We start from the raw sequence: 26970 nt of genomic DNA on the forward strand, positions 1-26970 counted from the left end.
GAAGGGCTGGGCAACGATCGAATCGACTGCCACCGCCGCACGGTTCATCGCCGCGGGCGGCCGCCGCTCGGCGCTGAGGAGTTGACGATGTTGGTTCTGGTCACCGGTGGTACGGGCTTCGTCGGCGCGCACACCGTGGCGGCGCTGACCCGGGTCGGGCACAGCGTACGCCTGCTCGCCCGTGACGTGTCCACTGTGGAGCACGCGTTGGCGCCACTGGGCGTGTCGGGCGACGTGGTGGAGGTGATGCTCGGCGACGTGACCGATCAGGCCGCGGTCTCCCGGGCGGTGCGCGGCGCCGACGCGGTGCTGCACGCCGCGGGGGTGTACACCTTCGACAGCCGGCGGCACCGGCAGATCTCGCGTACGAACGTGCGCGGCACCGAGCTTGTGCTGTCGGCCGCGCGCCGCTTCGCCGTCGGGCGGAGCGTGTACGTCTCCACGGTCGGCGCGATGCTGCCGGTGGCCGGCGGCGTGCTCCGGCTGGACTCCCCGCCGGGCCGGCCGCGCGAGAGGTACCTGGCCAGCAAGGCGGCCGCGGAGGCGCTGGCGCGTCAGCACCAGGCGCAGGGCGATCCGGTCACCATCGTGTACCCACCGGCGCTGCTCGGCCCGCACGACCCGAGGATCGGCGACCAGACCGCCCGGCTGCGCTACCTGCTGCGCGGGATGATGCCGGTCTGGCCGGACGGCGGGTTCCCGCTCGGCGACGTACGCGACACGGCGCGGCTGCTCGCCGCACTGCTCGACGCGCCTCGGCGCGGCCCGGACCGGCACTTCGGCCCGGGACGGCATGTCAGCACGGCCGAGTACGTGCGGACGGTGCGGGAGGCGACCGGGCGTTCGCTGCGCACGATGTTCCTGCCCGCCCGGGGGATGCTGCCGTTCGCCTACGCCGCCAGCCTGTTTCAGCGGGTCTGGCCGTGGTACATCCCGGCCGAGTACGGCGCCTGCTACGTCTGCGCCTGCGACGCCCGGTCGGCCGACGCGCCGCCGGCGCTCGGCCTGCGCCCGCGGCCCCTGGTCGAGACCATCGCCGACACGGTGCGCTGGCTCCACGGCGCCCGCCTGCTGTCGGACGGACAAGCCGGCACGGCCGTAAGCGCGGTCTGCCGATGCGGTGACGCCGCCCCGGTGCGGCAGGAGGAGACCCGACGATGACAGACACCGAAGCGCGTCCCGAGGCAGCTCCGGCCACGCCGGCGCTGGAGATCGCGTACCGGCGCGTGCGGCAGAACGTGGCAGCCGTCCTCGACGCCCATCCGCCGGCGCCACGGCTGGTCGTGCCACACTGTCCGGAGTGGACTGTGGAGGAACTCGTCGGCCACCTGGTCGAGGTCTGCGCGAGGGTGCGCGCTCGGGTGACCGGCACCGAGACCACGTCCGTGACGGGGCAGGGCCGCACCGAGCTGCTGCGCACCTGGGAGCGGCTGAGCGGGCCGGTCGACGAGTACCTGTCCGGGCCGTGGAGCATCGAGCGGGGCATCATGGTGATGGACGCCTTCACGCACGAGCTGGACCTGCGCGATGCCCTCCGTGTGCCACCGCCGGCCGATCATCCGGCGTTGCCGGTCGCGACCATGGTCGTCGTGGCGGGGCTGGCGCAGTCGCTGAACGGCCGGGGCCTTCCGGCGCTGCGGATCGAGACCGAGCGCGGGCGGTGGACCGCCGGTGAGGGAGAGCCCGCCACCACCGTGGCCGGACCCTGGTACGACGTCTATCTCAGCCTCGCCGGCCGGCGTACCAGCGCCCAGATCGGCGCGCTGCGCTGGAGCTCGGATCCGGCGCCGTGGCTGCCGGCCCTCACGTGGGGGCCGTTTACCGTGCCCGCGGAGCGGAACGCCGCACACTGAGCGGCGCGACTGGCGGGGCGGGCCGGCGACGGTCGGCGGCGAGGTGTGGCGGCAGCACTCCGTTGTACCGCCGGCGCACTCCTTGACGGCCGCCCGCTGTCATCGGGCCGTCTTCCGCAGGACCCGCGCCGTCGTGGCGGCCCGGCGCTCGAAGCGGCTGCGGCTGTAGCGTGCCCGGCCGTTGGCGGCGTGACTGTCCAATTCGGGCAGTGCGATGAGGATGGGCAGGTCGAATATCCCGGTGGGGTGCAGTTGGAGGTCGATGCTGAGCCTGGTCTCGGCCACCACCTTGACCGGCTCGTGCGCGGCCACCGCCAGCGGCCGGCGCATCGACGGCGGAGAAGCGATGTCGTCCAGGGCGATCGCGGCCGCGCGCAGGTGCCACTCGCCCTCGGGGATGTCGTGCAGGACGTAGGAGCCGGAGCCCTCCAGGATGTCGCACGCGGCTGGAAGACCCTGCACGATGGGGCTGTCGAACACGCCCACGTACACCTTGACGGGCACGTCGACCGGTGGCAGCGCCAACCGACCGCTGATCTCGCCGCGGCACCACTGGCCGTCGGGCGCCGACCGGGACAGCTGGGGGATGCCGTGCTGGGCCAGCCAACGGTATCGGGCCGGCGAGATGCCGACGCTGCGGGTGAAGCGGCTGATGAAGGTCCCGAGGCTGTTGTAACCGACGTCGTAGGCGATGTCGGTCACGCTCATGTCGGTCTCGAGGAGCAGGTTTTTGGCCTTGTAGAGCCGGATGGCGGTGAGGAAGCGCCCTGGCGACGTGCCGGTGGTCGAACGGAACAAACGGGAGAAGTAGAACCTGCTGAGGTAGGCGGAGTCGGCCATCGTATCCAACGAGAGGGGTTCGTTGTATCGGTCCCACATGATCGAGATGGCGCGCTCGACAGCATTCTGCACCGCGAATCACCTCCAATTATCCTGAGGAGTCAGAGATGTTTCCGTTTTGTATCTGGAATGGTCAGCCCACGTTCAGGCCGTCGTGTCAATGTCCGAGGCCCGGGCTACGGAAAGGCGTGCGATTTGATAAAGCGCCTTTCCCGTGCCGCCGCGAGCCACGGACACGGCAGCTTTGTTAACATTTACGTGCGGTTGTGTGCGGCCAGTCTTCGCACTCGATCTCCCCCAAAGAGTGCGGTCTGGCTTTGTGAGCGGACGCGCTCACCTCGGCGTCGAACAGAATCCCCGTCTAATAGATCACCGCTGAGTAAGCACTCTACCACTGATCGAACACGATCAAAACAAGATCACCAATGTCGTGGTGTTTACATAAGTTAATCCGATTCGGTGCTGTGGTGAACTGTTCGATTCAGCTCGGATCAGACTTTCGGTCCGCCTCGGGAGGCAGCGGAAGCAAAGCGCTTACCCGACGCGCCGCCACCATTGCCGCCCATGAGCAGAGTTCGACCAGCGTCCGGTCGTCCAGCCCGCCGGCCCGCCGGGCCTGCTCGACGATCCCGTCGTCCACCTGATACGACGCGAAGGCGACCAGCAGGGCCAGCCGTCCGCCCGCACGATCCCGCTCCGGCAGCCCGGAAATCAGCTCCTCCACCCAGCTCCGGCTGATGCCGCGAAGCCCTCCGCGCCAGCCGGCGAGATTCTCCACCACGAGGGCGCGGACCTCGGGCGGCACCGAACGGCGTCCCGCCTCGTCCATCGCCGCGCAGGCCCGCGCGAACGCCCCGGCCACCGACTCGTTGTCCCGTGCCCACATCAGGTCGTCCGGCAGCGCGGCGGCCGGTAGCAGGTCGAGCGACTCTCCCGGGCGGTGCGGCGCCCGCGACGCGCGCACCAGGACCCGGCTCAGCACCCACAGCACCGGCGACAGCGCGAGGTCCGGCACGCCCGGAGGCAGCGGCACGTCCCGCAGGAACACGTTCGTCATGCGGTTGAGGTAGTGCAGCAGCACCGCGACGCCGACGAGCTCCGCGGTCTGCTCGGGCGGGAACGGCGGCGCCGGCGGACCGTCCGGCCGCTGGGGCAGCAGGACCCAGTCGGCCAGCGCCTCGACATCCCACTCGGCGCCGGCCTCGCGGTCGGCGATGCCCAGCAGGGAGAGCGCGCTGTTGTGGATGGTCGCGCAGTACGGGCAGGCGTTGCCGAGCGACACCGCCGTGGCGACAGCCTCCTTGGTGGCGCGCGGCGCCGTGCCGGGCACGATGAGCGTCTCGCGCAGCAGCGTCCACGTCGCGGCCAGCACCTCCGGCGCCGGGGCGTGGAGGCCCACGGGCGGTGCGAGCACGCCGAAGTCCTCTTCCATCTGCTGGTACACCCGGACGACGGTCGCCGTCGCCCGCCGCCGCCTCACCGCCGCGACATGGCGGATCTGCGTAAGGCCCAATGCACTGAGTACCGGTCGCAGAAGAGTCGCTGGCATCAGATACCTCATCCATTGAAATGTTTACTACACACTATCCGGTGGATATGGCACGAACTAGTGTCTTAGTTGGTGCCACGCCCAGCGCCGATTGACGTGAGCTGTGGAAAGTACCTGCCGCACTAGGCAACCTGGGAGAGCATCGGGACGCGGTGGGCATGCCACCATTAACAGACCTGAAAACTCGTCGGCCAGACTGCCCCAGACCCTGCGGAAAGCGCCGTCGCCAGCGTCATGGAATTGGCCGCGTGCGGATTGGTCTGTGTTTTCGATCCGATCCGGGTCGCCGTGGCCGAGCGGGTCTTCCGCTTCCTTCACCTCATGAGGAGAGGCCCAATGGAAACGACGACCAAACAGCCCGGAATCAGGGTGCCGCTGATCGAGGAAGAGCACGCCGAGGGGCGCACGGCGGAGCTTTACGAGCAGATCAAGGCGGTGACCGGGCTGCCGTTCGTGCCCGACATGTTCCGGCTCACGTCGACCAATCCGCGACTGCTCGAGGTGGTCGTCGCGGGATACGGCGGCATCTTCGGCGGCGACACGCTGCCGCGGCACATCAAGGAGCTGATCTCGGCCTGGACCTCCAAGCTCAACGGCTGTCCGTACTGCGTCGGCACGCACAGTTGGTTCCTGAGCCAGTTCGGGGGCAGTGACGAGCTGCTGGAGGCGGTCGCGACGGCCTCGACCGCCGAGGAGTTGCCGGTCGACGAGCGGACCATGCCGCTGATGCAACTGGTGACGAAGGTCAGCACCGGTGCCTACAAGATCACCGACGAGGACTGGGAGAAGGCCGCGGCGGCGGGGTGGAGTGACGCCGAGATGCTCGAGGCGGTCTTCTGCGCCTGCCTGTTCGCCTTCATCAACCGGCTTGTCGACGCGACGGGCCTGGGCAGCTCGACCGACCGCAGCCGCGTCGCCCGGCAGTCCGACAAGTGACCTGGCGAAGGGACGTGGGCTGATCATGACGCAATCACGCGCGATCCTGCTGACCGGCGCGTCCTCCGGCACCGGCATGTCCTCCGGCACCGGCCGGGCGGCGGCGCTGCGGCTGCACCGGGCGGGTTGGCCGGTCTACGCCACCGGGCGCAACCTCGACGCGCTGGCCGACCTCGCCGCCGAGGGCATCACCGTGCTGCACCTCGACGTCAACGACGAGGAGTCGATGGCCGCGGCGGTCAAGCGCGTCACCGACGAGCACGGCGCGGTCGGCACGCTCATCAACAACGCCGCGTACAGCCTCAACGGGACCATCGGGGAGACCCCGATGGACGAGGTGCGGGCGCAGTTCGAGACGAACGTCTTCGGCCTGTGCCGGCTGACCCAGATGGTCCTGCCGGGGATGCGGGAGCAGGGCGGCGGGCGGGTCATCCTGATGTCGTCGATCTTCGGCCTCTTCGCCACGCCGGGCCGCGGGTACTACCAGGCCACCAAGCACGCGCTGGAGGCCATCGGCGACTCGCTGCGGCACGAGGTGGCCCGCTTCAACATCAAGGTGGTGCTGATCGAGCCGTCGCCGATCCTCGGCGGGTTCGTCCCGGACAGCGTCGCCGACCTGGGCATGCAGTCGCACGACAATCCGGCTCTGTACAAGGAGTTCTGGGACCACTTCGTCGACTGGCACCAGGCGTACCGGCTCAGCGACAACCCGCCGCTGCGGGGCAAGCTGGCGGTGCGGGCGGAGAACGTGGCCAAGCTGATCGAGACCGCGGTCACCGATCCGAACCCGCGCATCCGATACAAGATCGGGATTCCGGTCCGGCTGCTGACCCGCATGCGGGCGACGATCGGGGACCGAAACTGGGACCGGTTCGTCCGGGCGTTCTTCCCGATCCCCTGACGTGGTCCGACATCCCGAAGACAGTGGCGCCGGCGGCCTACCGCTGGCGCCACTTCCATCTTCCCGCCGGAACCCGGTGCCGCCCCGGCGCGCCATCCGGTACTCGGGTTTCAAGGGTCAGCTGATCTCGGTCGAGCGCAGTGACATCGGCCGCCGCCGGCCGCGCGGACGCAGCCACAGCAACGCCACCGCCACGAGCAGCACCGCACCGTCGATGACCAGGAGTACCGCGCTCAACGTGTCGATCTGGTGCGCGTGCTCCGACACCGCCTCGGTCCGGGCCTCCCGTTCGGCGGCGTCCAGCGGCGCGGGCGCCCGGCCGGTGCCCACGCTGAAGCGGTACACGTCGGTCACGCTCGTGCCGTCGGGAAAGGTGACGTGGTAAGCCACCGTGTAGGCCCCGTCGGCGCCGATGTCCACCGGCAGGCGGATCAGCCGCGGCGCCGGCTGGTCGTAGCCGCCGTCGCCGACCTCGGCCCCGGAGTCGTCGAACACGGCGATGTGCGACAGCTCCGGCTGGACGTCGTCGCTGAAGGTCAGCGTCACGACGGCCGGCGGGGCGTCCAGAACCCCGCCGACCGGCGGGCTGGCCCGCACCAGTCCACCATCGGCCCGCGCGGCACCGCCCGGGGCGAGGACCAGAAGGCCGGCCAGCCCGACGGTCAGGACCGCGCGCGCGGTCCTGCCAGGCAGGAGCCTCGGCTCAGGCCGCATGAGGCGCGAGGATCCGCGTCGACTGGTGTGCTCCGCCGCAGGTACACGTCATCTGGTCGAGCTCACGCTGGTTCGGGCGCAGGTGCAGGTACATCGCGACCACCATCGGGATGAAGACGATCGAGTTGTAGAACAGGTGCAGCTCGACCCGGGAGATCGCCAGTTGCAGGATGCTCGTCGGCACGGCCTGTCCGAAGAAGTTGGTGCCGGCCTGGACCTGGATGAGCAGCAGCAGGTGCTCGATGTGGTGCCAGAACTGGATGCCCAGCGCGACCGTCCACCAGAGGCGTGCCCGCCCGGCGAATCCGGGGCGCAGCAGGAACAGGAACACCAGCATCACGATGGCGTATCCGTAGTGCAGCCACTCGGACTGCACCAGGACGGGGAACCACTGGCCGAGCACGCCCCTGGACTGCGGGCGCGGATTTCCGAGTACCCAGATCTGGTATGCCTGGACCAGGTGCTCGGCCCAGTGGGCGAGCACGATGACGAGGAAGCTGTTCAGCACGATCTTGTGGTATCTACCGTTGATTCGCGCGAGCAGCCCTCCCGGTGCGGTGCCTGCGGTTCCTGACATATTGTTCACCTTCCATGGGGGACCCAGCCTCCCGCGAAGCTAACTGGGCACACCGAGTGACGGTTCCTTTGGATTGCCCTGTTGCTGTCCAATTCCCGACTCGGCCGGGGGCGCGTTCGTACCGGCGGCGGTCAGTCCACGATCCAGTTGACGTGAAAGCCGCTCGGCACGCGCACCGGCAGATGCACCACCGCGACCGGCGGGCCGGTGAAGTCGCCCGCGTCGAGCACGACCACGCGGCTGCGGTCGGTGCGGGCGTCGTACACATAGGTCAGTAGCCAGCCGTCGTCCTCGGCCGAGAGCGGCCCCCTCGGCACGAAGACCGCCTCGCCCGTCTCGCAGCTCGGCCCGAAGTCGTGCACCGCGACCTCGCGCCGCACCAGGTCGTGCCGCAGCAGCGCGGACCCGCCGAGCACGCCGGCGCCGACCTGCATGGCGACCGTGTACGCGTACCGGTGCGGCATGGTCTTGCGGCGCTCGTCGATGCGCGGGAACTCCTGCGGGATGTCGTCGAGCTGCTCGGCCGCCACCGTGCCGCGGGCGAGGTCAAGCGTCCACCGCCAGAGGGTCGGTGCGGACTCGCCGGGCGCGTGCAGGTCCCGGTCGAACACGCGGGAGTGGCGCACGACGTCGATGACGCACCGGTCGCCGGTCTCGTAGGCGTTCACCGGATGGAAGACGTAGCAGGGGTCGACGTCGAACCACCTGACGTCGGCGTTGCCGCCCTCGCGGGGCAGCAGCCCGAGCCGGGCCGGCCGCTGCCGGGACCAGGCGTACGGGAACCGCGATCCCGCCCGCACCAGCCGCGGGTCGAAGGCGACCGGCAGGTCGAAGAGGACGGTGTGCCGGTCGGTCAGCGCCACCGAGTGCATCAGCGGCGTGCCCGACACCTCGATCCGCTCGCAGCGGCGCACCCGCCCGTCGGTGCCCACGACGACGTGTTCCACGTAGGGCAGCTCGTGGTAGTAGGCCACCGCGAAAAGCTCGCCGGTGACCGGGTCGCACTCGGCGTGGGCGGCGAACCCGTGCGGCAGCGTGGCGTCGAAGTCGAGCCGGGCGACCGAGTCGAGCCCGCCGTCCAGCTCGATCGGCAAGACACCGGCCTCGCCCAACGCGAGCGTGCGGCCGGCGTGGCGGATCACGTTGGCGTTGGCGTTGTCGGAGAGCCCGTGCCGGGGGCCGGGCAACGCCAGCTCGCCGAGGGCGCGGGCGGCGTCGTCGGTGCGGATCCAGCGGTTGCGGTACCACAACGCGCGGCCGTGGCGCAGCCGCACGCCATGCACCATGCCGTCTCCGACGAGGGCGTGTGCGGGCTGCCCGGCCCGCATCGGGTTGGGACCGATCCGGGCCAGGCAGCCGTCGAGCTCGGCCGGCAGGCGGCCGGTGACGACGAGGTCGACCTCGGTTGCCTCGTGCGTGACCGGGCGCCGGTTGTCCCGCTGGAGGACGGTCTGTGGGAAGTGGGAGCCGACCGTCATGGGGATCCTCCACCGGCTCGCTCGACGTTGGATATCGCCGTTACGTATCGCAGTCACGTAACAGCGTTATGCTTCTGAAGCTACGCCGGGCATGAGATCATGTCAACGTGAGTCCCCGTCGTATCGATCCACAGCTGGCCGCCGCGCTGCTCGACGCCGCGGCGCATCTGCTGGCCGAGGAGGGCGCCGCCGGGCTCACGACCCGCCGGCTGGCCGCCGCGGTGGGGACGTCGACGACCGTGGTGTACACGTACTACGGCGGGATGGACAATCTGGTGCGGGCGATGGTGCACGAGGGCTTCTCCCGCCTGCACCGGCGCATGGCCACGGTGCGGGCCACCTCGGACGCGGTCGCCGACATCATGGCGCTCGGATACGCGTACCGCGCCAACGCGCTCGACCACGCACACCTCTACCTCGTCATGTTCGGCAGCTCCTCGCTGGGCGGATTCGCCCTGGGCGAGGGCGACCGCCAGCACGGGCGGTACACGCTGGAGTCGCTGGTGGACGCGGTGTCCCGGGCGATGGAGCAGGAGCGGTTCCGCCCCGGTGATCCGCTGCTCGTCGCCCAGGGCATGTGGATCGCGCTGCACGGCCTGGTCACGCTCGAGCTCGGCGGATACCTCATCGACCCGTACGACGCGGATCTCTGCTTCGAGGCCCAGCTGCGTTCGCTCATGGTCGGCGCGGGCGACGACCACGACACCACCTTGATCTCCCTCGCCCGGGCCCGGCGGCGGCGCCCGTCGCGCTCGGCGCCCTCGTCCACATCGGACGGCGTGCCGACCCACCAGTGACACTTCGGCGGTCGCTGAGCAACGGCGGAGAAGTAACGGGAATTGCCGAAATGTAATGCTCATCGCGGGACCCGGACACCCCCGCGACGGAAGCGCATCCACTCCCGCGAAAAGTCACGCCGACAGGATCGCCATCCTCCACTTCGCCAAAGGACGCCGCTGATGAACGAGTTTGATTATCTGGTGGTCGGATCCGGCTCCGCTGGTGCGGCATTGGCCGCCCGTCTGAGCGAGGATCCCGAGCGGAAAGTGCTACTCCTGGAGGCCGGCCCGGATTACGCCACCGTCGCCGAAACACCGCGCGATCTCCTCGACGGCAGCGCGATGTCGATGGACGCCCACGACTGGCATTTCAAGGCCGAGATCACCGACCGCCGACGGATCATTTTCCCTCGTGGAAAGGTCACCGGCGGCTCCTCGGCCGTCGGTGCCACGATCGCCCTGCGGGGCACGCCCGACAATTTCGACGAGTGGGCGGCCATGGGCAATCCGGCGTGGGCCTGGGACGAGGTCCTGCCGTTCTACAAGCGACTCGAAGACGACCTCGACTTCGACAACGAGTTTCACGGGCGGGGCGGCCCCATCCCGATCCGGCGCTGGAAGACCGACGAGCTGGCGCCGGTGCAGCAGGTCTTCCACGACGCCTGCCTCAAGGCCGGGTTCGCCGACGTCCAGGACCACAACCACCCCGAGGCCAGCGGCGTGGGGCCGATCCCGTCGAACCGCCGCGACACCACGACCCGGTTCTCCGCGGCGATGGGCTACCTGGGCCCGGCCCGCGGGCGGGCAAACCTCACCATCTACTCCGGCGCGCAGGTCAACCGGGTGCTGTTCACCGGTACGCGGGCGCACGGCGTCGAGGTGACCAACCCGGCCGGCGGCAGCGAGCAGATCAACGCCCGGCACGTCATCCTGGCCGCCGGCGCGGTCAACTCGCCCGGCATCCTCATGCGTTCCGGCATCGGGCCGGCGGCCGACCTGCGCCGGCTCGGCATCGACGTGCTGCTGGACCGGCCCGGCGTGGGCGGGACGCTGATCGACCATCCGCGCACCGGCGCGTTCATGGTGCCCAAGCCCGGGAGCTTCGACACCGGGGACGCCTTCCTGCAGACCATCGTGCGCACCACCGCGCCGGGCTCCACGGAGTTCAACGACCTCCAGTACTACATGATCAACCACTTCGACCTGACGCTCTTCCCCGAGCTCCAGATGCTCGCGGCGGCGAAGACGATCTTCGGCTGCATGGTCGTGCACCAGCGGCCGCAATCGCGGGGGCGGCTCGTGCTCACGTCGCCCGACCCCGCGGCCCCGCCGGACATCGACCTGAACTTCCTCGCGACCGAGCAGGACATCAAGACCCTGGTCGACGCGGTGCGCACCTGCTGGCAGCTCATGCAGACCCCGGGCATCGTCGACCGCGGCGAGCGGTTCATCGTGCTCGGCGAGGACATGGTCGAGGACGAGGAGATGCTGGGCCACTACGTCCGGCTCAGCCTCGACAGCGGCTACCACCCCGTCGGCACCGCGCGCATGGGCACCGCCGACGACGCCGAGGCTGTCGTGGACGAGCGGCTGAGCGTGCACGGTGCGGAAAACCTCTTCGTCTGCGACGCCTCGGTCATGCCGTCGATCGTCAACTGCAACACCAACCTCACCTCGACCATGATCGGTGAGCGGCTGGCCGACTGGCTGAGGGCCTCCTGACCTCATCCCGCCTGGGCGCCCCGCGGCGACGTACCGCCGCGGGGCGCCCGCTCGTCACACCTGACAGTCGCTCATGCCCATGGCGCCTCCGGGTACCACGGGATGATCTCGCGGCGGGCCAGCAGGCGGACGTCCCAGTACAGGAACGTGAAGGCGCCGGCGACGATGAAGGCGACCGCGATGATGACGGTCATCCGGGTCGGCCGGGCGGTCAGCCACCGTTGCAGGCGGCTGCCGGTGGCGTACGCCAGGATCAGGAAGAGCACCGCCATGATCACGATGTTGCCGATCGACTGGAGTGTGAAGGCCGCGGCGCCGTAGAGCGGGTTGCCGGACTCCGCCGCGTCCCGGAACATCTGCCGGAACAGGGCGAACGGGCGCCCGATCAGGAAGCCGCCGATCAGCACGCCCATGAAGACCATCGGCGCGTTCGGGAAGCGCCTGGAGATCCGGGCGAACGGGTCCGGGACGACGCCGAGCGCGGCGAGCCCCAGGTAGCACAGGATCAGCCCGATGAGCCCGAAGACCACCATCGACTGGATGCTGCGCGGCGAGAGGGAACCGGGCGTGTTCGCCGCGGTCGAGAACTGCGGCATGCTCGTGCCCACGAGCCCGACGATCGCGCCGTACGTGGCGGAGATCGCGATCATGCCGACGGAGAGCCACGCCAGCGGCTTCAGCGTCTGCACCAGGCGGGCCCAGCGACCGCCGCCGGCGCCCAGCATCGGCGCGACCGCACCGAAAGCGGCGATGTTGCAGGCGGTGAACGTGCCGGCCAGTCCGGAGACGAACGCGAACGCGATGCCCGCGGCGATCCCCGCGATGGGCGTTTCCTTCGCGTCGTGTCCGAGCAGCGTGTTGGCGACGTTGTCACCGATGGTCTGGTCGACGAACTCGGCGGACCACACGACCGTCAGCAGGAAGCCGCCGATCACGCTGAGCAGGATGATCAGGCCGCGTCTACGGGGAAAGTGGCCGTTGACGAACGCAGATCTTGCTTGCGGGTCGAAGTCGAGCTGGATGCCGGCGGGAACCACTTTCTGGCGTCGGGTACTGGTGTCGGCCACGGCGGTCTCCTCAATGGAGGCAACAAGTCTCCACAGGATGGGAGTACGCCGGACGGCTGACTTCTTCTGGATTGCGTACCAGGCATGGCGATTGCGCACCAGCAGGCAGACGGGACAACTCGCCGCGGTGTTACGACGTTCCACTGTGTCCGCCGGCCGTACGTGGCAGGATCACAGCATGCCGTCGCGCCGAATCGCCGTCTGCCTCGAGGTGGCACCGAAGGACACCGTCGCCTCCGCGATCGAGTGGCCCGGGTGGTCCCGTGCCGGCCGGGGCGAAGACGCCGCACTGGAGGCTCTGGCCAGCTACGCCGAGCGCTACCGGCCGGTGGCCGAGCAGGCGGGGATGGCATTTCCGTCCACAGTCGCCTTCGACGTCGTCGACCGGATGCCTGGCGCGTCCGCGACCGCGTTCGCCGCGCCGGAGTGCCGCCGCCCCTTTCCCCAGCTGACCGCCGAGGCCGAGCGGGAGAAGGTCACCCCGGCCGTCGCGGCGCGGCTGGCCGGGCTGGTCACCGCGACCTGGGCGACCTTCGACGAGATCGCGGCCATGTCACCAGCCGAGCTGCGCAAGGGCCCGCGCGGCGGCGGACGCGACCGCGACCAGTTGATCGATCATGTGCTCGCCGCCGAGACGACCTTCGCCCGCAAGCTCGGCGTGCGACTCAAGCGGCCGGCCGTCGGAGACCTCGCGGCGATCGAGGAACTGCGCGAGGCGATCGCCGCGATCGTGGGTACTCCCTCGGACGGCTCGCCCGTGGTGCCCGACGGCTGGACTCCGCGCTACGCGGCCCGCCGCATCGCCTGGCACGCACTCGAACACGCCTGGGAGATGCAGGATCGGACGGAGATTTGACAGTCACCGTCGCGGGCAGGCCCGCGGCCCGCCCGCGACGGCGCGCGGCCTCGCCGAGACCGGCGGCGATCAGAAGGAAGCGTCGGTGTTGTAACCGTTGGCGATGACCTGCTTGGCCTGCTCCGCGTACGGAGCCGGGTCGTCCGGATAGGACGTCGCCAGACCGTCGACGTACCGGTTGAACATGGACGTCGCCGCCGCGATGAGCACCGTGTCGTGGATTTCGAGGTCGGTAGCGCCGGCCGCCCGCGCGGCCTTGACCGCCTCCTCGGAGACCTGCCGGCCGCTCTCGCGGGTCGCCGCGGCGATACGCAGCAGGGCGCGCAGCTTGTCCGACACCGGTGCCGTCTCCGGGTCACTGTTGACCTGAGTGACAAGGGGCATCCCGCCGTCGAGCTGAGCCGCGGCGAACGCGCCGTGCGTCAGGATCATGAAGCCGCATCCGTTCAATGTGGACACGTAGCTGGCGATCAGCTCGCGTTCCCCCGGAGGCAGTGTGCTGGGTCCGCGGAGCAGGATCTGCGCCAGTTGCAGCATGGGCCCGGCGGTGTCGGGACGGTACTGCGCGAGGCCGGCCATGCCCGGGAACGTCTGATCGTCTACGCCAAGGTCGATGTGAGGCATGCGGCTGATTCTGCGGCACGCACACTCGGCCCCACCAGACTTTGCCGCACTTCCGTTCCACACTGAGCAACCTGGAAGAGAAACAGCACAAGGCGATTTGGCGAAGTGCCGCACTGGGCAACATGGGAGAGCCGCGGGAATGCGTCGTCTATAGGGTTTCTGGTGAAAGAGCTGTCCAGCTGCACTGCCATCGTATCGAGGAGCCCTGATGACGATTACCGAGGTGCCGGCGCGGGCTGAGCTGGTCGGCCGGGCGAGAGACGTGGTCGACCTGATCCGCAAGCACGCCCTGTGGCAGGAGGAGCACCGGGTTCTGCACGACGAGGTGCTCCGCGCCATCCACGACGCGGGCCTGCTGAAGCTGAGGGTTCCCGCGCGTTACGGCGGCTACGAGGTGGACGCGCGCACCGTGTGCGAGGTCATGGCCGAGTTGGCGCGCGGCGACGGTTCCGTCGGATGGACCATCGCCACGCTGACGCTGTGCGCGTGGCAGATCGGCATGCTGCCGGACGAGGTGCAGGACGAGGTCTTCGCCGACCCGGACGTGCGGGTGTGCGGCACGGTCAGCCCGACCGGGATCGCCGTACCGACCGACGGCGGTGTGATCCTCAACGGCGAGTGGCGGTTCAACACCGGCGTGCGGCAGTGCCAGTGGGACGTCCACTCCGCACTGCTCGCCACCGACGACGGCGGCTACGTCCCGGCCTCGGTCGCGGTTCCGGTGCGGGACATGACGATCGTCGACGACTGGTACACCGCGGGCCTTCGGGCCACCGGCAGTGTGAGCGTCGTGGCGAAGGACCTCTTCGTCCCCGAGGCACAGGTCATGCCGCTGCTTCCCCTGCTGATCCAGGGCCAGCACCGCTCCGAGCGCAACGCCGACTCGATCGTGTGGAAGTACCCGTTCGTCTCCTTCTCGGCGGCGGTCGCCAGCGCGCCCGCGTTGGGCATGGCGCGGGCCGCGCGAGAGGCGTTTCTCGAGCGGCTGCCCAACCGGAAAATCACCTACACGCACTACGAGCGCCAGATCGAGGCGCCGCTGACCCACCTACAGGTGGCGGAGGCCGCGGTGAAGGCCGACGAGGCCGAGTTCCACCTGTTCCGCGCGGCCGACCGGCTGGACACCAAGGTCGCCGCCGGCGAGACCTGGACGATGGAGGAGCGGGCCGTGGCCCGGATGGACTCGGGCGCGGCGTGCCAGCGGGCGAAGGAAGCGGTCGACGTCCTCAACACCGCCAGCGGCGGCTCGTCGCTCTACTCCGACGTGCCGATCCAGCGCATCGCCCGAGACATCCAGGCGCTCAACCTCAACGGCATCATGCACCCCAGCACCAACGCGGAGACCTACGGGCGAGTGCTCTGCGGCCTCGCGCCGAACACCGATCTGCTGTAGTCGAAAGCCACATCCGCCGACTGACGGTCGAAGCCCTCCCAGGGCCTCGACCGTCAGTCGTTTCCGGCGGCCAGATCCGCGGCGGTCCGACGAGGAGCGTCCATAGCGGACAGAGAATCAGAGCTACCGCGATGTCCGTCGCGGTGCGGACCGTCGCTCCCGCGGCCTCGCCCTCCGCGGTTACCCGCCCACCGTGCCCGTACGGACAGCGGTGAGCCGGGTAACCTCGCCACGCCGAAGGCGTTCAGTCGTCCATGCTGCCCATGGTCAGGTTGACCGTGGTGCCGGTCATCCCGCTCGCCCGGTCGGACGCCGCGAAGGCGGCCACGTTGGCCATCTCCTCGAGCGTCATGAGCCGCCGCGTGTGCGTCCTGGCGGCGAGGAACTCCAGCCACTGCTCCCAGGTCATGCCCGTCGCCTTCGCCCGCGGCTCGAAGGCGTCCTTGATGGTGCGGCTCTCCGGCATGCCCTGCGGGCGCAGGCCCACCACGCGGATGCCCTGGGACGCGAGCTCCGCGGAGAGGTTTCGGGTGAGCGCCTCCTTGGCGGCCTGCGCCGGGCCGTACCCGCCGACGAGCGGGACGCCGATCCGGGAGTGGAGCGCCGTGACAGTCATGATCACACCGGACCTGTTCGGCAGCATGTGCCGTGCGGCCAGGCGCGCGGTCAGGAAGTACGACGACACGTACGAGAGCAGCGGCTGGGAGAAGTGCTCGGCCTCCAGCTGGGCCAGGGGCACGCCCAGGATGTCGGCGTTGGAGAGGCCGATCGCGTTGAACGAGATGTCGAGGCGTCCCGCCTTCTCCACCACGGCCTCCAGGTGCGCGCTCACCGCCTGCTCGTCGACCGCGTCGACCTCGGCCGCCTCGGCGGATCCGCCGGCGGCGTCGATGTCCTTGGCGACCGCCTCGACGGCGGCCACGGTGCGCCCGGTGAGGAAGACCTTGGCCCCTTCGCGTGCGAAGGCGCGTCCGACGGCGCCGCCGATCGCGCCGCCGGCTCCGTAGATCACCGCAACCTTGTCCTTCAGCAACATCTCTGGTTCCCTTCTGTGCCCGGTTGTCACACCAGCCCGATCGGCGCACACTTTTCCGCTGCTCACAGGTACATACCGACCATGTCACGCAAACTCATCGGTCGAGCCGAAGAGGCGGCGCGGTCTCACCACGGACGGGTGAGTGCGCCAGCATACGGAGAAGGTGGCCCTCCTCGCGGACGAGTGGGACCACCTTCTCCTGCGTTCGTCGCCGTCCGGCGGATCAGCCGACGACCTCCGTCTTGGGCTCGGTGATGAAGACGTTCTGGAACGCCTCGACGTACCACCTACCGTCCTGCTTGGACAGCACGTACGTGGCCCGGCGGGTCTCCTCCGGAGGAAGCTCCGACAGTCCGCCCATCAGGATGCCGTTCCAGCAGACCGCGATCGCCACGTCCGGGGTGACGAACCGCAGGTCCTCCACCGTCTGGAAGACCTTCGAGCCCTTGAACGGTCCGCTGTAGAGCATGGTAAGGAGCTGGCGGATCGGCTCCCGGTCCTTGCAGTAAAGGCCCTCGACGGTGACGATGGTCGCGTGCTCGGCGAAGTGCTCCGCGAAGGCGTCACCGCTGTTGGCCGCCCACGCGGCAAGCACACCGTCCAAAGTGCCGCGCACCGCCACCTCGTCTTCGGCCAGGACATCACTACTCACGGACATGACGCTCTCCCTACCAGCTTGATGAAGACTTTCCCTCGGCGAAACAGCGCTCGGCACACCCTCGACATTGCGCACCATCAGCGGGGAGAGTGAGCCGCCAACGAGGTAATTCGACGGTAGCCCAGTGGCGATAGTGGTTGTTATCCAGGATTGCCGTGCTGACCGGGCCAACCGTCAGGAGCGCGAAGCCGCGGCATCCAGCAGGACGGGCAGCCCGAAGGCCGGAAACAGGCTCGGGTCGGCGAACACCACGTCGTGGCTGATACCGGCTTTGCCGATCGTGAAGACCTGTAGTGTGCGAGCTTCGTACGCCCCGTCGGGGTTGCGTGCGTACGCGGCCAGTGCCGGCTGACCGTTGGCCGTCAGCGGGCGCACTCGCCAGTCGGCGCCGCGCATCGTGAACACGCGGGCCATGAACTCGCCGTAGTGCCGGCGACCGACGTACCAGTTGAGCACCGGCGGCATTTCGAGGATGACGTCTTCGGTGAGCAGCCGGGTGAGCGCTTCGATGTCGGCGGACTCGAACGCCGCCGCGTACCGGTCGAGGATCGCGCGGCGGCCCGGGTCGTCGGGCTCGGCGAGCTGCTCCTCGCTGACACCGGCCTCGGCGAGGGAGGCCCGGGCGCGCTGGAGACCGCTGTTGACCGCGGCGACGGTCGTGGAGAGCGTGTCCGCCACCTCGGCCGCCGACCACTCCAGGACGTCGCGGAGGATCAGGATGGCCCGTTGCCGGGCGGGCAGCAACTGCATGGCGGCGATGAGCGCGAGTCGCAGGCTGCCGCGCGACGCGGCCACCGCGGCGGGGTCGGTGCCGAGCGACGCGTCCGGAAACGGCTGTAGCCAGGGGACCTCGAGGGCTGAGGTCAGGGGCGCCTGTGGATCGTCGGTGGGGCCGACCAGGCCGGTCGGCAGGGGCCGCCGGCTGCGGCTCTCCAGGGCGGTCAGGCACGCGTTGGTGGCGATCCGGTAGAGCCAGGTGCGCAGGGAGGCACGGCCCTCGTCGTAGCGGTCCTTGGCGCGCCAGGCCCGCACGAGGGTCTCCTGAAGCACGTCCTCGGCGTCGTGGACCGAACCCAACATCCGGTAGCAGTGTGCCAACAGCTCGCCCCGGAAAGGGGCGGTGCTGTGCTCGAAGTCCACACTGATCGACATGTCGGCTGTGCCCCTCCCGTGTTCCCTTACAGTACAGACTCGTGGACGTCCGGCGGTCGTTCTCCAGCGCACCGAAACGCCGCCGGACGGGGGACCGGCGGCGTTCCGTTTCGGTGTGTGGCTAAGGGCCGGCACTCGCGCCGGCTCAGTCGGAGGAGACAGCGAGCTTCTCTTCGGCGGGCTGGGCCGCCGGTGCGGGCGGTGCCTGCTGGGCGCCGCGCGGGCGCAGCCCGATCCAGACGAGGAGCACGCTGGCGAGCGTCGCGGCGACGTTCACGCCGATCGCGAGGTGGATGCCGGTGAGCTCGACGGCCTGCGTGGCGGCGATCGAGCCCATGATCGGGATGCCCACGGTGACAGCGACCTGCTGGGTCATCGAGGTCAGGCCCGTGGCCAGGCCCTGCTCCTCGTTCGGCAGGCCCGAGGTGCCGGTCACCGTGTACGCCACGATGGCCGTGATGTGCGCGAAGAACGTGATGAACAGCGCGGGCATCAGGATCCAGAGCGCTGACCGGCTCGTGCCGAGGTACACCAGCGGCAGCGGCGCCAGCGCCTGTACGAACAGGCCCGCGGCGAGCACCTTCCGGGGGCCGAACCGCCCGATGAACTTTCCGGCGAGCACGCCACCGGGCACGATCGCCAGGCCCGGCAGGCCGAAGATCAGGCCGGCGGCCAGCGGCGAGTAGCCCAGGACCTGCTGCAGGTAGAGCGTCACCATGAAGATCAGGCCGGTGCCGGCCATGAAGGAGATGAGCCCGGCGTAGTTGCCCCACTTGACGGTGGGCCGCTTGAGGATGCGCACCGGTGCGAGTGGGGCGGGCGAGCGCAGCTCGACGAACCAGAACGCGATCAGCAGCACCGCGCCGACGACGCCGAAGACGACGCTCTTCTCCAGGACCGCGTAGACCACGGCCAGCAGGCCGCCGGTCACCGTGATCGCTCCTGGCAGGTCCAGCCGCACCCGGTCGGGCGTGGTGCTCTCGCCGATCAGCAACGGGGTGACCAGCAGGATGATCAAGCCTACCGGGACGTTGATGAAGAACGCGGCCCGCCAGCTCAACCAGTCGACGAGCGTGCCGCCGGCCACCGCGCCGACGGTGAATCCCACGGCCAGCAGCGCGCCGTTGAGGCCCAGCACCTTCTCCCGCATGGCGCCCTCGGCGAAGGTGGTCGTGAGCAGCGAGAGCGCCGCGGGGATGGCTAGCGCGGCGGCGAAGCCCTGGAGCGTCCGGGCGGTCAGCAGCATCTCGGCGTTGGACGCGAAGCCGCCGAGCAACGAGGACGCCGTCAGCAGCGCGATGCCGCCCAGGAAGAGCTTGCGGCGGCCGAAGAGGTCCGCCAGCCGGCCGAACACGAGGGAGAAGCCGGCCGCCGGCAGCGCGTACGCGGAGATGATCCAGGGGAGCCCGGTCAGGCCCAACCCGACGCCCTCGCCGACCACCGGCAGCGCGACGTTGAGGATCGTGAGATCGATGGCGAACATGAAGCTCGCGCCGAGGAGGATCAACAGGATCAGCTTCTGCCTACTGCTGAAAGGTGGAGGCGCGACTGTGTTCGTAGTCAAGGGACCGTTCCCTTCGAAGAGGCCTCGACCAGGAGGCTGCCAACCAAACGGGATATGTGTCCGTCGGTGCACACTCCACACCGCTCACAGGTACGTACCGACCGGGTCACGCGAACTCATCGGTCGAGGGGGCACGCGATGTCCGGCCTGGTCACACCGCCGAAGTCGGGTGAGGTCGGGGCATCCTTCCGGGGTGGCGCCGGGCGGGGGACCGCACGCGGCGGACCGGGTGGAGGCGACGCCACTCCACCCGGTCGGTCGTGGTCGAAGTGTTACAAGCCGCGTAGCCGTGCGGCCAGGCGCTCACCCATCATGATCGCCGTGAGTCCGGTGTTTCCGCGCACCATCGCCGGCATTATCGACGAATCGGCGACGTAGAGCCCTTCGACGCCGTGCAACCTACCGTCCTGGTCGACCACGCTGCCGTCGTCGGTGCTGGGGCCCATTCGAGCCGTACCGATCCCGTTGTATGCGCTTTCGACGCTGATTCTCACATAGTCGCGCATGATTTCCTCGGAATCGATGTTGGACTCGTCCAGGCGGACGAGCTGCTCGCCCCGATCGCGGATCTTCGGCGCGTGCGCGAGCTGCCAGCACTTCCGTACGCCCTCGGCCAGGATGCGGTAGTCGTGCTCGTCGTCGAGGAAGTTCAGGTCGATCCGTGGCGCCTGGCGGGGGTCGGGCGACGTGATCATGACGCGCCCCCGCGAGCGCGGCCGCCGGACGACGGCCATCACGCTGATCACCCTCGGCCCCTCGGCGTACTGCCGCAGTCCGGTGAACTGGCGGGTCAGGTCGAAGTGGCTGACCATCGCGTAGTACATGTCGTTGCGCTCGCCGCCCATGGCGGAGGTCGTGCGCATCACCATCTGCGAGGTGGGCAGGTCGAAGTTTTCCTCGCCCGGCTTGGGCGTCAGGAACACGCCCACGCGCGGCTGGTCGACCAGCCCTTCGCCGACGCCGGCGAGGTCGGCTCGCACGTCGATGCCGAGCCGGCGCAGCTCGTCGGCGGGTCCGATGCCGGAGCGCAGGAGGATGGCCGGCGAGTTCACCACTCCCGCGGCCAGGATCACCCGCCGCCCGCGCAGCTCGTGCGGCGTCGACCCGGACAGCAGCTCGACGCCGCAGGCCCGCCCGCCTTCGAACAACACGCGGTTGACCACGGCGTCCGGCACGACGGTGAAGTTTTCCCGGGCACGGGCCGCGGGCAGGTACGCGGTCGCGGTCGAGACCCGCATCGTGACATCCGCACGGCTGCGGTTGGACGGCATCGGCCCCACGCCGGTCGAGTCGGGGTCGTTGTGGTCCTCGCACAGCGGGAAGCCCGCCTCGAGGCACGCCTCCAGAAACGACTGCTGTACCGGTACGAGCTCGTCGGGGCGGTAGCGGCGAATCGGCGTCGGCCCGCCCTTGCCGTGGAACTCGCCCCCGAAGTCCAGGTCGTCTTCGAGCATCCGGAAGTAGGGAAGGGTTTGCTCCCACGACCACGCCGGATTGCCCGCGGCGGCCCATTCGTCGTAGTCGCCGGGCATGCCGCGGATGCAGACGGTGTTGCCGACCGCGGACGAACCGCCGATCACGCGGCCCTGGGGATAACCGACCCTGCGGCCGGTGGTGATCTCCGCCTCGAACCTCCAGTTGTGGTGGACGAGCGACATCAAGCCGCCGTTCAGGAGATCGTGGGGAGTCTGCTCGGCCGTGGGATAGTCGGGACCCGCCTCGACCAGCGCCACCTGCCGAGTGGGGTCCTCGCTGAGCCGGGCGGCCAGCGGTACACCGGAGCTACCGGCACCGATGACGATGTCGTCGTACCTTCGGACAGCTGACATCAGCGCTCCTTACCTGGAGGCACCAAGAATCGACAACAGAGAACGGCCGATATCGACGCACGCGTGGTCCCGAGCATGGCACGCGCGCACCGCGCGGTGTTCTCTGAACGTGCCGTCGCCAGGGGACGTAGCGTGGCCCAGGACCCATGGCAGGTGCCGCGACCCGGGTGGCCGCGGCACCTGTCGTCGTCGTCAGGTGGTGCCGGTCACCGTGGTGCCGGATTTGGTGATGCGGTAGGTGAGCTGAGCGCCGCTCCAGAAGTGGAACGTGAGCGTGACGGCGCCGTCGTCGACCTCGGCGAAGAACTCGGGTTTCAGGATGATGGTGTTGGCGTTGTAGTCGGGCTGGAAGTGCTGCCAGAACTCCTTGAACGGGGTCCAGTTCGCCGGTCCGGCGGGCGTGCCGTCGGCGTATTTGGCCTCCATCGTGGCGAGCTGGTCGCCGCGAAACTGGGTCGGGATGGCGAACGAGCTGGTCGTGCCGGTGGCGGCCGCCTGGGTCGGCGGGTCGTGGCTGATGATGTGGATCTGCCAGGGCACGCCCTGGGAGAAGCGGGCCTCGATGGTCGAGTTGACGCCGTAGGCGCGGTTGCCGGCCAGTCGCGTGACCGCGGCGGCGGTGAGCGTCAAGGTGCTGCCCAAGACGGTGTAGTCGGTGCCGTTGACCAGGTTGGTGCTTCCCTGCCGCAGCCCCTGGAAGGTCAGGCCGTTGAGGTTGAGCGTCAACGACTTGCTGGTGATGGCCCCGGTGCGGGGCACGTAGACCTGGTCGGAGGAGGCGGTGCCGGAGCGCGTGGTCCAGCTCGCCTTGAACATCTCGTAGACGCCCTGGTCGCGCCAGCGCAGCTCGTTGCGGTTCAGGAACTGGCCGGCGTCCCAGACCATCGTGGTGAGTTTTCTGGTACGGGCGTGGTAGCCGACGGCTTCGAGAAACTTCAGGAACTCGCCGCGTTCGATGACACCGGGGCGGTTGTGGTCCCAGTTGAGCAGCGCCCATTCGCCGATGACGACCGGGATCCCGCGGGCGACGAAGGTGTCGTGGACGCGGTCGAACGTACCGATCAGATCCTGCTCCACAGTGGAGTCGTACCGGGTACCGCCGGCGATGTTCACGCTGAACGGCCAGTACCCGTAGAAGTGGACGGTGGCGGCGAGGTTGGGGTCGCGCAGTTGGTTGAACTCGGCGGTCAGCGCGTCCAGCCGGCCCTGGTCGGCGTTCGTGTGGAGGGTGGGGAGTACGAGCAGCCGCGTGGCGTTGTTGCCGCCGGAGGCGCGCACGATGCGGACGAACTCGGCGTTCAGCTCGCGCAGCACCTGGTAGTTCTGCTCGTCACCGGAGGTGCCGGCAAACTGCGGCTCGTTGATGCTCTCGAAGACCAGCTTGGGGGAGTGGTCGCGGAAGGCGGCGGTGATCTGCGTCCACAGTGCCCGGTAGCGGTTCATCACGTTCGCCTGGTCGGTGGGGTAGGTGTTGATCCACTGCCAGGAGTCGTGATGCAGGTTGATCATCACGTAGAAGCCCTCGGCCAGGGACCAGTCGACGATCTGGCGGACGCGGCCGAGCCAGACGGCGTCGATGGTGTACGCCGGTGCCGGCCCGTGGTGGTTGCTCCACGTGATCGGGAGGCGGATGCTGTTGTAGCCCTGCGACCGTACGTGACGCAGCAGGGCCTGCGTGGTGAGCGGGTTGCCCCAGGCGGTCTCGTCGGGGATGGCGTCGAGCGTGTTGCCCAGGTTCCAGCCGGGCTCCATGGCGGCCACGGTCGCCATCGGGTTGCCCGGCGGCGGTGGTGACACCGAGGGCGACACGGTCGGGGAGGCGGATGGCGACACCGACGGTGAGACGGTGGGCGACGTGGTGCCGCCGACGCTACCGGTGCAGGCGACGCCGTTGAGCGCGAACGACGTCGGGTTGGTGTTTCCGCCCGTCCATGATCCGTTGAAGCCGAAGGAGACGGTGGCGTTGGTGCCGACGGCCGGGTTGTAGCTCGCGTTCACCGCGGTGACCTGGCTGCCGGAGGAGGTGACGGTGGCGTTCCACGCCTGCGTGACCCGTTGCCCGGACGGGAACGTCCACACCAGACTCCAGCCGTTGAGCGGGTCGCCGAGGTTGGTCACGTTGACGTTGGCGGTGAAGCCGCCGGGCCACTGGGCCGAGACCGTGTACGCCACGCGGCAGCCGGCCGCGGCCTGGGCGCTGACGGCCACCATCATCCAGGAGACCAGCAGCGCCACGACGCCACCGGCGACCATGCCCACCCGTAGGCGGCTTCTTCGTATGGTTTGCGGACTCATCGAACTCTTTCCTTTGCGGTGGTTGGGTTTGCCGACCTGGTACGGCGCGCCACCACGCCGGTCGCGAGGTGGCGCGCCGGCGTCGGGGTCAGGTGGTCGCGACGCAGCTGAGCGCGGGCGGCCGGTTGGTGCCGAGCCAGTTGCCGATGAGGCCGAAGCTGGTGCTGGCGCCGGCGGCGAGGCTGCCGTTGTGTGGTCCGTTGCGGGCGGTCGCGGTGGAGCCGTTCGAGGTGATCGAGGCGTTCCACGACTGGCCGACGGTCTGCCCGTCCGGGAACCGCATGGTGAGCGTCCAGCCGGTGATCGGGGCCGAGCCGGCGGTCACCCGTACGTCAGCCTGGAATCCGCCCGGCCACTGACTGGCGATGGCGTACGCGGCCGAGCAGCCGTTGTTCGGGGCGGGCGGGGACGGCGGCGGCGTGGTCGGGTCCGGGGTGCCGCCGGGGAAGCGAACGTCGGAGCACATGTAGTAGTTCTGGTCGGCGTGGCCGGCCCGCCAGACCGCGTACACGACGTGCCGGCCGGTCCGCCCGGGCGCGCTGACCTGGAAGGAGTAGTCGACACCGTTGAGGAGCGGGTCGTTCGGCCTCGTGGGCCATCCCGTGTCCGGGAACGGGCCGGTGTCCTTGACCAGTTCCAGGTCGCTCCAGCGCAGTCGTTGGGTCACCGGGTCGAAGCCCTGCTTCGTGACGTAGATGCGGATGTACGCGGCGCCGTGGCGGGCCTGGTCGTGCATGGTCCAGGTGAAGGTGTTGTCGATGTTCTGGGTACGCCACAGGCCGGGAGTGTCCAGCGCGGCGTAGGTGGGGTCGCCGCCGCCGCACAGGCTCCCGTCGGGGACGCGCGCCTGGTGGTTGTCGTTGACGTTGTCCTGGATGAGGCCGTTCCAGGTCCACATGGCGGCCGGGTTCGCCTGCCAGGCCTGCCAGCACATCGGGTCCTGGGCCGCCATGATCGGGTTCTGCCAGTTGGTGTCCCAGCGGACGGCGCAGCTGTAGTGGCGTGACGGCGGGTCGATGGCTGACCCGTGCGCCGAGGCGGGTTGCGGGTTGACGAGCAGAGCGGTGAGGGTGAGCACGGCGATCGCGGTGATGGTCAGCGGGCGCCGTACCGATGTCCGGCGCGCCTTGAGGAAGGACGACATGGGACCTCCAGCTCGTGACGAGTGGATGGGCGCGCGTGGGCCTGGCGGGGTGGCCTGTCTGGTCACCTCGCGGGACCGTGCGCGGGTACGAACGGATGTGTGGCGGACGTTGCCCTTCGTCCGCGCGCTGCTCGGCTCCCGCAGCGGTGGCGCACCTTCGAGCCGGTACGGCCGAAAGTTTCGCGCTGGACGCTACGCGTTTCTTAGATGCACGTCAATGGCGAGATGGCCGAGGTGCGGGCTGGTGCTCGCCCCAGCCGGGCGCGCCCCCGAGCCCTTCCGCGCATGGACAGCAGCTCGCGACCGTTGACGGCATCGCCGATCGTCTCTACGCTTCGGTCGGAAAGTGTCGATTTCGATCTAGAAAGTTTCTGAGCCTTGGTGGCGGTCGCCGGCGTGTGGTCACGCGCGCGGGCCACCTGAGCGCCACGACGGCGGGACGGAGAGAGGCGGCTACATGAGCGTGGTCCAGGAGGACGCGGCGCCAGCCGACACGGGAGGCTGGGGGGACGGGACGTTCGCCAACCCGGTGGTCGCCGGCTTCCATCCCGATCCGAGCGTGTGCCGCGTGGGCGAGGACTACTTTCTGGCCTGCTCCAGCTTCGAGTACTTCCCGGGTGTCCCGATCTTCCACAGCCGCGACCTCGTGCACTGGGAGCAGATCGGCAACGCCCTGGACCGGCCGAGCCAACTCTCCCTGCCGCCCGAGACGCCCTCGTCCGGCGGCGTCTACGCGCCGACGCTGCGCCACCACGACGGCCGGTTCTGGCTGATCGTCACCAACGTCGCGCCCGGCGGCGGCAACATGCTGTTCACCGCCACCGACCCCGCCGGGCCGTGGTCGGAGCCGCTCCGGATGCCCGGTGTCGGCGGCATCGACCCCGATCTGGTCTGGGACGACGAGGGCCGGTGCTGGTGCACGACCGCCGGGGTCCACCAGGTGCGCATCGACCCGGTGGCCGGGACCGCGCTGGGCGAGCCGACGCGACTGTGGTCCGGCACGCCCGGCGCCCAGGCGCCGGAGGCCCCGCACCTGTACCGGATCGGCGCCTACTGGTATCTGCTGATCGCCGAGGGCGGGACCGAGCGGGGACACGCCGTCTGCGTCGCGCGCGGGCCGGCGCCGGACGGGCCGTTCGAGCCGTGCCCGGCCAACCCGATCCTCACCCATCGCGGCACCAACCGGCCGATCCAGAACACCGGCCACGCCGACCTCGTCGAGGCGCCCGACGGTTCCTGGTGGATGGTGTTTCTCGGGGTACGCCCGCGCGGCGGCACTCCCGGCTGGCACGTCCTGGGCCGGGAGACCTTCCTGGCGCCGGTCACCTGGGTCGACGGCTGGCCGGTGGTCGGCGAGGTCGTGCCCGCGATGGCGGCGCCGCCCTGGCCGCCGCGTCCGGTGGCGGTACCCCCGGTGCGGGACGACTTCGACGCCGACCGCCTGCATCCGCGCTGGGTCTCGGTGCGTGCCCGGCCCGCCGAGTGCTGGTCGAGCAGCGACCGCCCGGGCTGGCTCACCCTGCGTGCGCGCGGCGGTTCGCTCGACGATCCCGACGTCACCTTCGTCGGCCGCCGCCAGCAGGACCCGTCCTGCCGGGTACGGGCGCTGGTCGACGCCGCCGAAGGGCACGGTGGGCTCGCCGTACGCCTCGACGAGCGGCACCACTACGAGATCGAAGCCGGCGACGGGCAGGTGCGGGTGACGGCACGGGCCGGCTCGTTCCGGCCGACGGTCGCCACGCGGCCCGCGCCGGCCGGGCCGCTCCGGCTCCGGATCGACGTGGTCGCCTCGTCTCCGGAGCAGTGGCATCCGCGCGAGGAGCCGGACGTGCTGTACCTCGGCGTCGAGGACCAGGACGGCACGTTCGACGTGCTGGCCGAACTCGACGGCCGCTACCTGTCGACCGAGGTGGCCGGCGGCTTCACCGGCCGCGTGATCGGCATGTACGCCGCCTCCGGCACGGTTCGCTTCGACTGGTTCGACTACGAGTGATTCGACTACG

At 69.7% G+C, this 26970-nt stretch carries 23 protein-coding genes; 9 read left to right on the forward strand and 14 right to left on the reverse strand.

Annotated features, from left to right (window positions below; genetic code table 11):
• Nucleotides 1-87 precede the first annotated feature (87 nt).
• Both ACFFIA_RS19440 and ACFFIA_RS19445 read left to right on the forward strand, forming a co-directional pair.
• Nucleotides 88-1161: an SDR family NAD(P)-dependent oxidoreductase gene (locus ACFFIA_RS19440; RefSeq protein ID WP_377252900.1), complete on the forward strand. Its 1074-nt coding sequence runs from the start codon at nucleotides 88-90 to the stop codon at nucleotides 1159-1161.
• Entirely contained in the window at nucleotides 1158-1853 is a 696-nt protein-coding gene (locus ACFFIA_RS19445; protein ID WP_377252901.1) for a maleylpyruvate isomerase family mycothiol-dependent enzyme, read from the forward strand. The genes ACFFIA_RS19440 and ACFFIA_RS19445 overlap by 4 nt, the downstream gene beginning before the upstream one ends.
• A 99-nt stretch (nucleotides 1854-1952) precedes the next feature.
• Here ACFFIA_RS19445 and ACFFIA_RS19450 read toward each other — a convergent pair whose 3' ends face one another.
• Both ACFFIA_RS19450 and ACFFIA_RS19455 read right to left on the reverse strand, forming a co-directional pair.
• Nucleotides 1953-2765, reverse strand: a complete 813-nt coding sequence (locus ACFFIA_RS19450) for a helix-turn-helix transcriptional regulator (RefSeq protein ID WP_377252902.1) — start codon at nucleotides 2763-2765, stop codon at nucleotides 1953-1955.
• A 409-nt stretch (nucleotides 2766-3174) separates the two neighbouring features.
• The gene (locus ACFFIA_RS19455; protein ID WP_377252903.1) at nucleotides 3175-4242 is read right to left on the reverse strand and encodes a carboxymuconolactone decarboxylase family protein; all 1068 of its coding nucleotides are present in this window, start codon (nucleotides 4240-4242) and stop codon (nucleotides 3175-3177) included.
• A gap of 336 nt (nucleotides 4243-4578) precedes the next feature.
• Between ACFFIA_RS19455 and ACFFIA_RS19460 the strand changes: the two genes are divergently transcribed.
• Together ACFFIA_RS19460 and ACFFIA_RS19465 are read left to right on the forward strand one after the other, a co-directional pair.
• The gene (locus ACFFIA_RS19460; protein WP_377252905.1) at nucleotides 4579-5178 is read left to right on the forward strand and encodes a carboxymuconolactone decarboxylase family protein; all 600 of its coding nucleotides are present in this window, start codon (nucleotides 4579-4581) and stop codon (nucleotides 5176-5178) included.
• 25 nt (nucleotides 5179-5203) lie between these two features.
• On the forward strand, nucleotides 5204-6079 hold the full coding sequence (locus ACFFIA_RS19465; RefSeq protein WP_377252907.1) for an SDR family NAD(P)-dependent oxidoreductase: 876 nt from the start codon (nucleotides 5204-5206) through the stop codon (nucleotides 6077-6079).
• Nucleotides 6080-6196: 117 nt separating this feature from the next.
• Here ACFFIA_RS19465 and ACFFIA_RS19470 read toward each other — a convergent pair whose 3' ends face one another.
• From ACFFIA_RS19470 to ACFFIA_RS19480, 3 genes are all read right to left on the reverse strand, one after another.
• A complete protein-coding gene (locus tag ACFFIA_RS19470) occupies nucleotides 6197-6793 on the reverse strand; it encodes a copper resistance CopC family protein (protein ID WP_377252908.1) in 597 nt (198 codons plus the stop codon).
• Nucleotides 6783-7370: a hypothetical protein gene (locus ACFFIA_RS19475; RefSeq protein WP_377252909.1), complete on the reverse strand. Its 588-nt coding sequence runs from the start codon at nucleotides 7368-7370 to the stop codon at nucleotides 6783-6785. Before ACFFIA_RS19475 ends, ACFFIA_RS19470 begins: the two co-directional genes overlap by 11 nt.
• Nucleotides 7371-7501: 131 nt before the next feature.
• Nucleotides 7502-8848, reverse strand: coding sequence for a carotenoid oxygenase family protein (locus ACFFIA_RS19480; protein ID WP_377252910.1), 1347 nt, complete (start codon nucleotides 8846-8848; stop codon nucleotides 7502-7504).
• A gap of 107 nt (nucleotides 8849-8955) precedes the next feature.
• Between ACFFIA_RS19480 and ACFFIA_RS19485 the strand changes: the two genes are divergently transcribed.
• Nucleotides 8956-9645 carry a TetR-like C-terminal domain-containing protein gene (locus tag ACFFIA_RS19485; protein WP_377252911.1) on the forward strand — a complete coding sequence of 230 codons (690 nt, stop codon included), beginning with the start codon at nucleotides 8956-8958 and terminating at the stop codon, nucleotides 9643-9645.
• 162 nt (nucleotides 9646-9807) lie between these two features.
• Nucleotides 9808-11349, forward strand: coding sequence for a GMC family oxidoreductase (locus ACFFIA_RS19490; RefSeq protein WP_377252912.1), 1542 nt, complete (start codon nucleotides 9808-9810; stop codon nucleotides 11347-11349).
• Nucleotides 11350-11420: 71 nt separating this feature from the next.
• Here the strand turns inward: ACFFIA_RS19490 and ACFFIA_RS19495 are convergent, their stop codons facing one another.
• The gene (locus ACFFIA_RS19495; protein ID WP_377252913.1) at nucleotides 11421-12416 is read right to left on the reverse strand and encodes a hypothetical protein; all 996 of its coding nucleotides are present in this window, start codon (nucleotides 12414-12416) and stop codon (nucleotides 11421-11423) included.
• Between the two features lie 178 nt (nucleotides 12417-12594).
• On the opposite strand from ACFFIA_RS19495, the gene ACFFIA_RS19500 reads away from it, so the two are divergent.
• Nucleotides 12595-13272 (forward strand): hypothetical protein, encoded by a 678-nt coding sequence (locus ACFFIA_RS19500; RefSeq protein ID WP_377252914.1) that lies wholly within the window; start codon nucleotides 12595-12597, stop codon nucleotides 13270-13272.
• Between the two features lie 69 nt (nucleotides 13273-13341).
• Here the strand turns inward: ACFFIA_RS19500 and ACFFIA_RS19505 are convergent, their stop codons facing one another.
• A complete protein-coding gene (locus ACFFIA_RS19505) occupies nucleotides 13342-13896 on the reverse strand; it encodes a carboxymuconolactone decarboxylase family protein (protein WP_377252915.1) in 555 nt (184 codons plus the stop codon).
• Between the two features lie 208 nt (nucleotides 13897-14104).
• Between ACFFIA_RS19505 and ACFFIA_RS19510 the strand changes: the two genes are divergently transcribed.
• Nucleotides 14105-15289 carry an acyl-CoA dehydrogenase family protein gene (locus tag ACFFIA_RS19510; RefSeq protein WP_377252916.1) on the forward strand — a complete coding sequence of 395 codons (1185 nt, stop codon included), beginning with the start codon at nucleotides 14105-14107 and terminating at the stop codon, nucleotides 15287-15289.
• Nucleotides 15290-15533: 244 nt separating this feature from the next.
• Here the strand turns inward: ACFFIA_RS19510 and ACFFIA_RS19515 are convergent, their stop codons facing one another.
• From ACFFIA_RS19515 to ACFFIA_RS19545, 7 genes are all read right to left on the reverse strand, one after another.
• Nucleotides 15534-16325, reverse strand: a complete 792-nt coding sequence (locus tag ACFFIA_RS19515; RefSeq protein ID WP_377252917.1) for an SDR family NAD(P)-dependent oxidoreductase — start codon at nucleotides 16323-16325, stop codon at nucleotides 15534-15536.
• Nucleotides 16326-16548: 223 nt separating this feature from the next.
• The gene (locus ACFFIA_RS19520; RefSeq protein ID WP_377252918.1) at nucleotides 16549-16983 is read right to left on the reverse strand and encodes an SgcJ/EcaC family oxidoreductase; all 435 of its coding nucleotides are present in this window, start codon (nucleotides 16981-16983) and stop codon (nucleotides 16549-16551) included.
• A 174-nt stretch (nucleotides 16984-17157) separates the two neighbouring features.
• Nucleotides 17158-18207 carry a sigma-70 family RNA polymerase sigma factor gene (locus ACFFIA_RS19525; protein WP_377252919.1) on the reverse strand — a complete coding sequence of 350 codons (1050 nt, stop codon included), beginning with the start codon at nucleotides 18205-18207 and terminating at the stop codon, nucleotides 17158-17160.
• Nucleotides 18208-18280: 73 nt separating this feature from the next.
• Complete coding sequence (locus tag ACFFIA_RS19530) at nucleotides 18281-19699, reverse strand: MFS transporter (RefSeq protein ID WP_377252920.1); 1419 nt, start codon at nucleotides 19697-19699, stop codon at nucleotides 18281-18283.
• A 272-nt stretch (nucleotides 19700-19971) separates the two neighbouring features.
• Nucleotides 19972-21528: a GMC family oxidoreductase gene (locus ACFFIA_RS19535; RefSeq protein WP_377252921.1), complete on the reverse strand. Its 1557-nt coding sequence runs from the start codon at nucleotides 21526-21528 to the stop codon at nucleotides 19972-19974.
• Between the two features lie 192 nt (nucleotides 21529-21720).
• Nucleotides 21721-23823, reverse strand: coding sequence for a cellulase family glycosylhydrolase (locus ACFFIA_RS19540; protein ID WP_377252922.1), 2103 nt, complete (start codon nucleotides 23821-23823; stop codon nucleotides 21721-21723).
• An 88-nt stretch (nucleotides 23824-23911) separates the two neighbouring features.
• Entirely contained in the window at nucleotides 23912-24967 is a 1056-nt protein-coding gene (locus ACFFIA_RS19545) for a lytic polysaccharide monooxygenase (protein ID WP_377252923.1), read from the reverse strand.
• Nucleotides 24968-25424: 457 nt separating this feature from the next.
• On the opposite strand from ACFFIA_RS19545, the gene ACFFIA_RS19550 reads away from it, so the two are divergent.
• Complete coding sequence (locus ACFFIA_RS19550; RefSeq protein WP_377252924.1) at nucleotides 25425-26960, forward strand: glycoside hydrolase family 43 protein; 1536 nt, start codon at nucleotides 25425-25427, stop codon at nucleotides 26958-26960.
• Nucleotides 26961-26970 lie beyond the last annotated feature (10 nt).

The organism is Phytohabitans kaempferiae, from assembly GCF_042433955.1.
GTDB classification, from domain to species: Bacteria; Actinomycetota; Actinomycetes; order Mycobacteriales; family Micromonosporaceae; genus Phytohabitans; species Phytohabitans kaempferiae.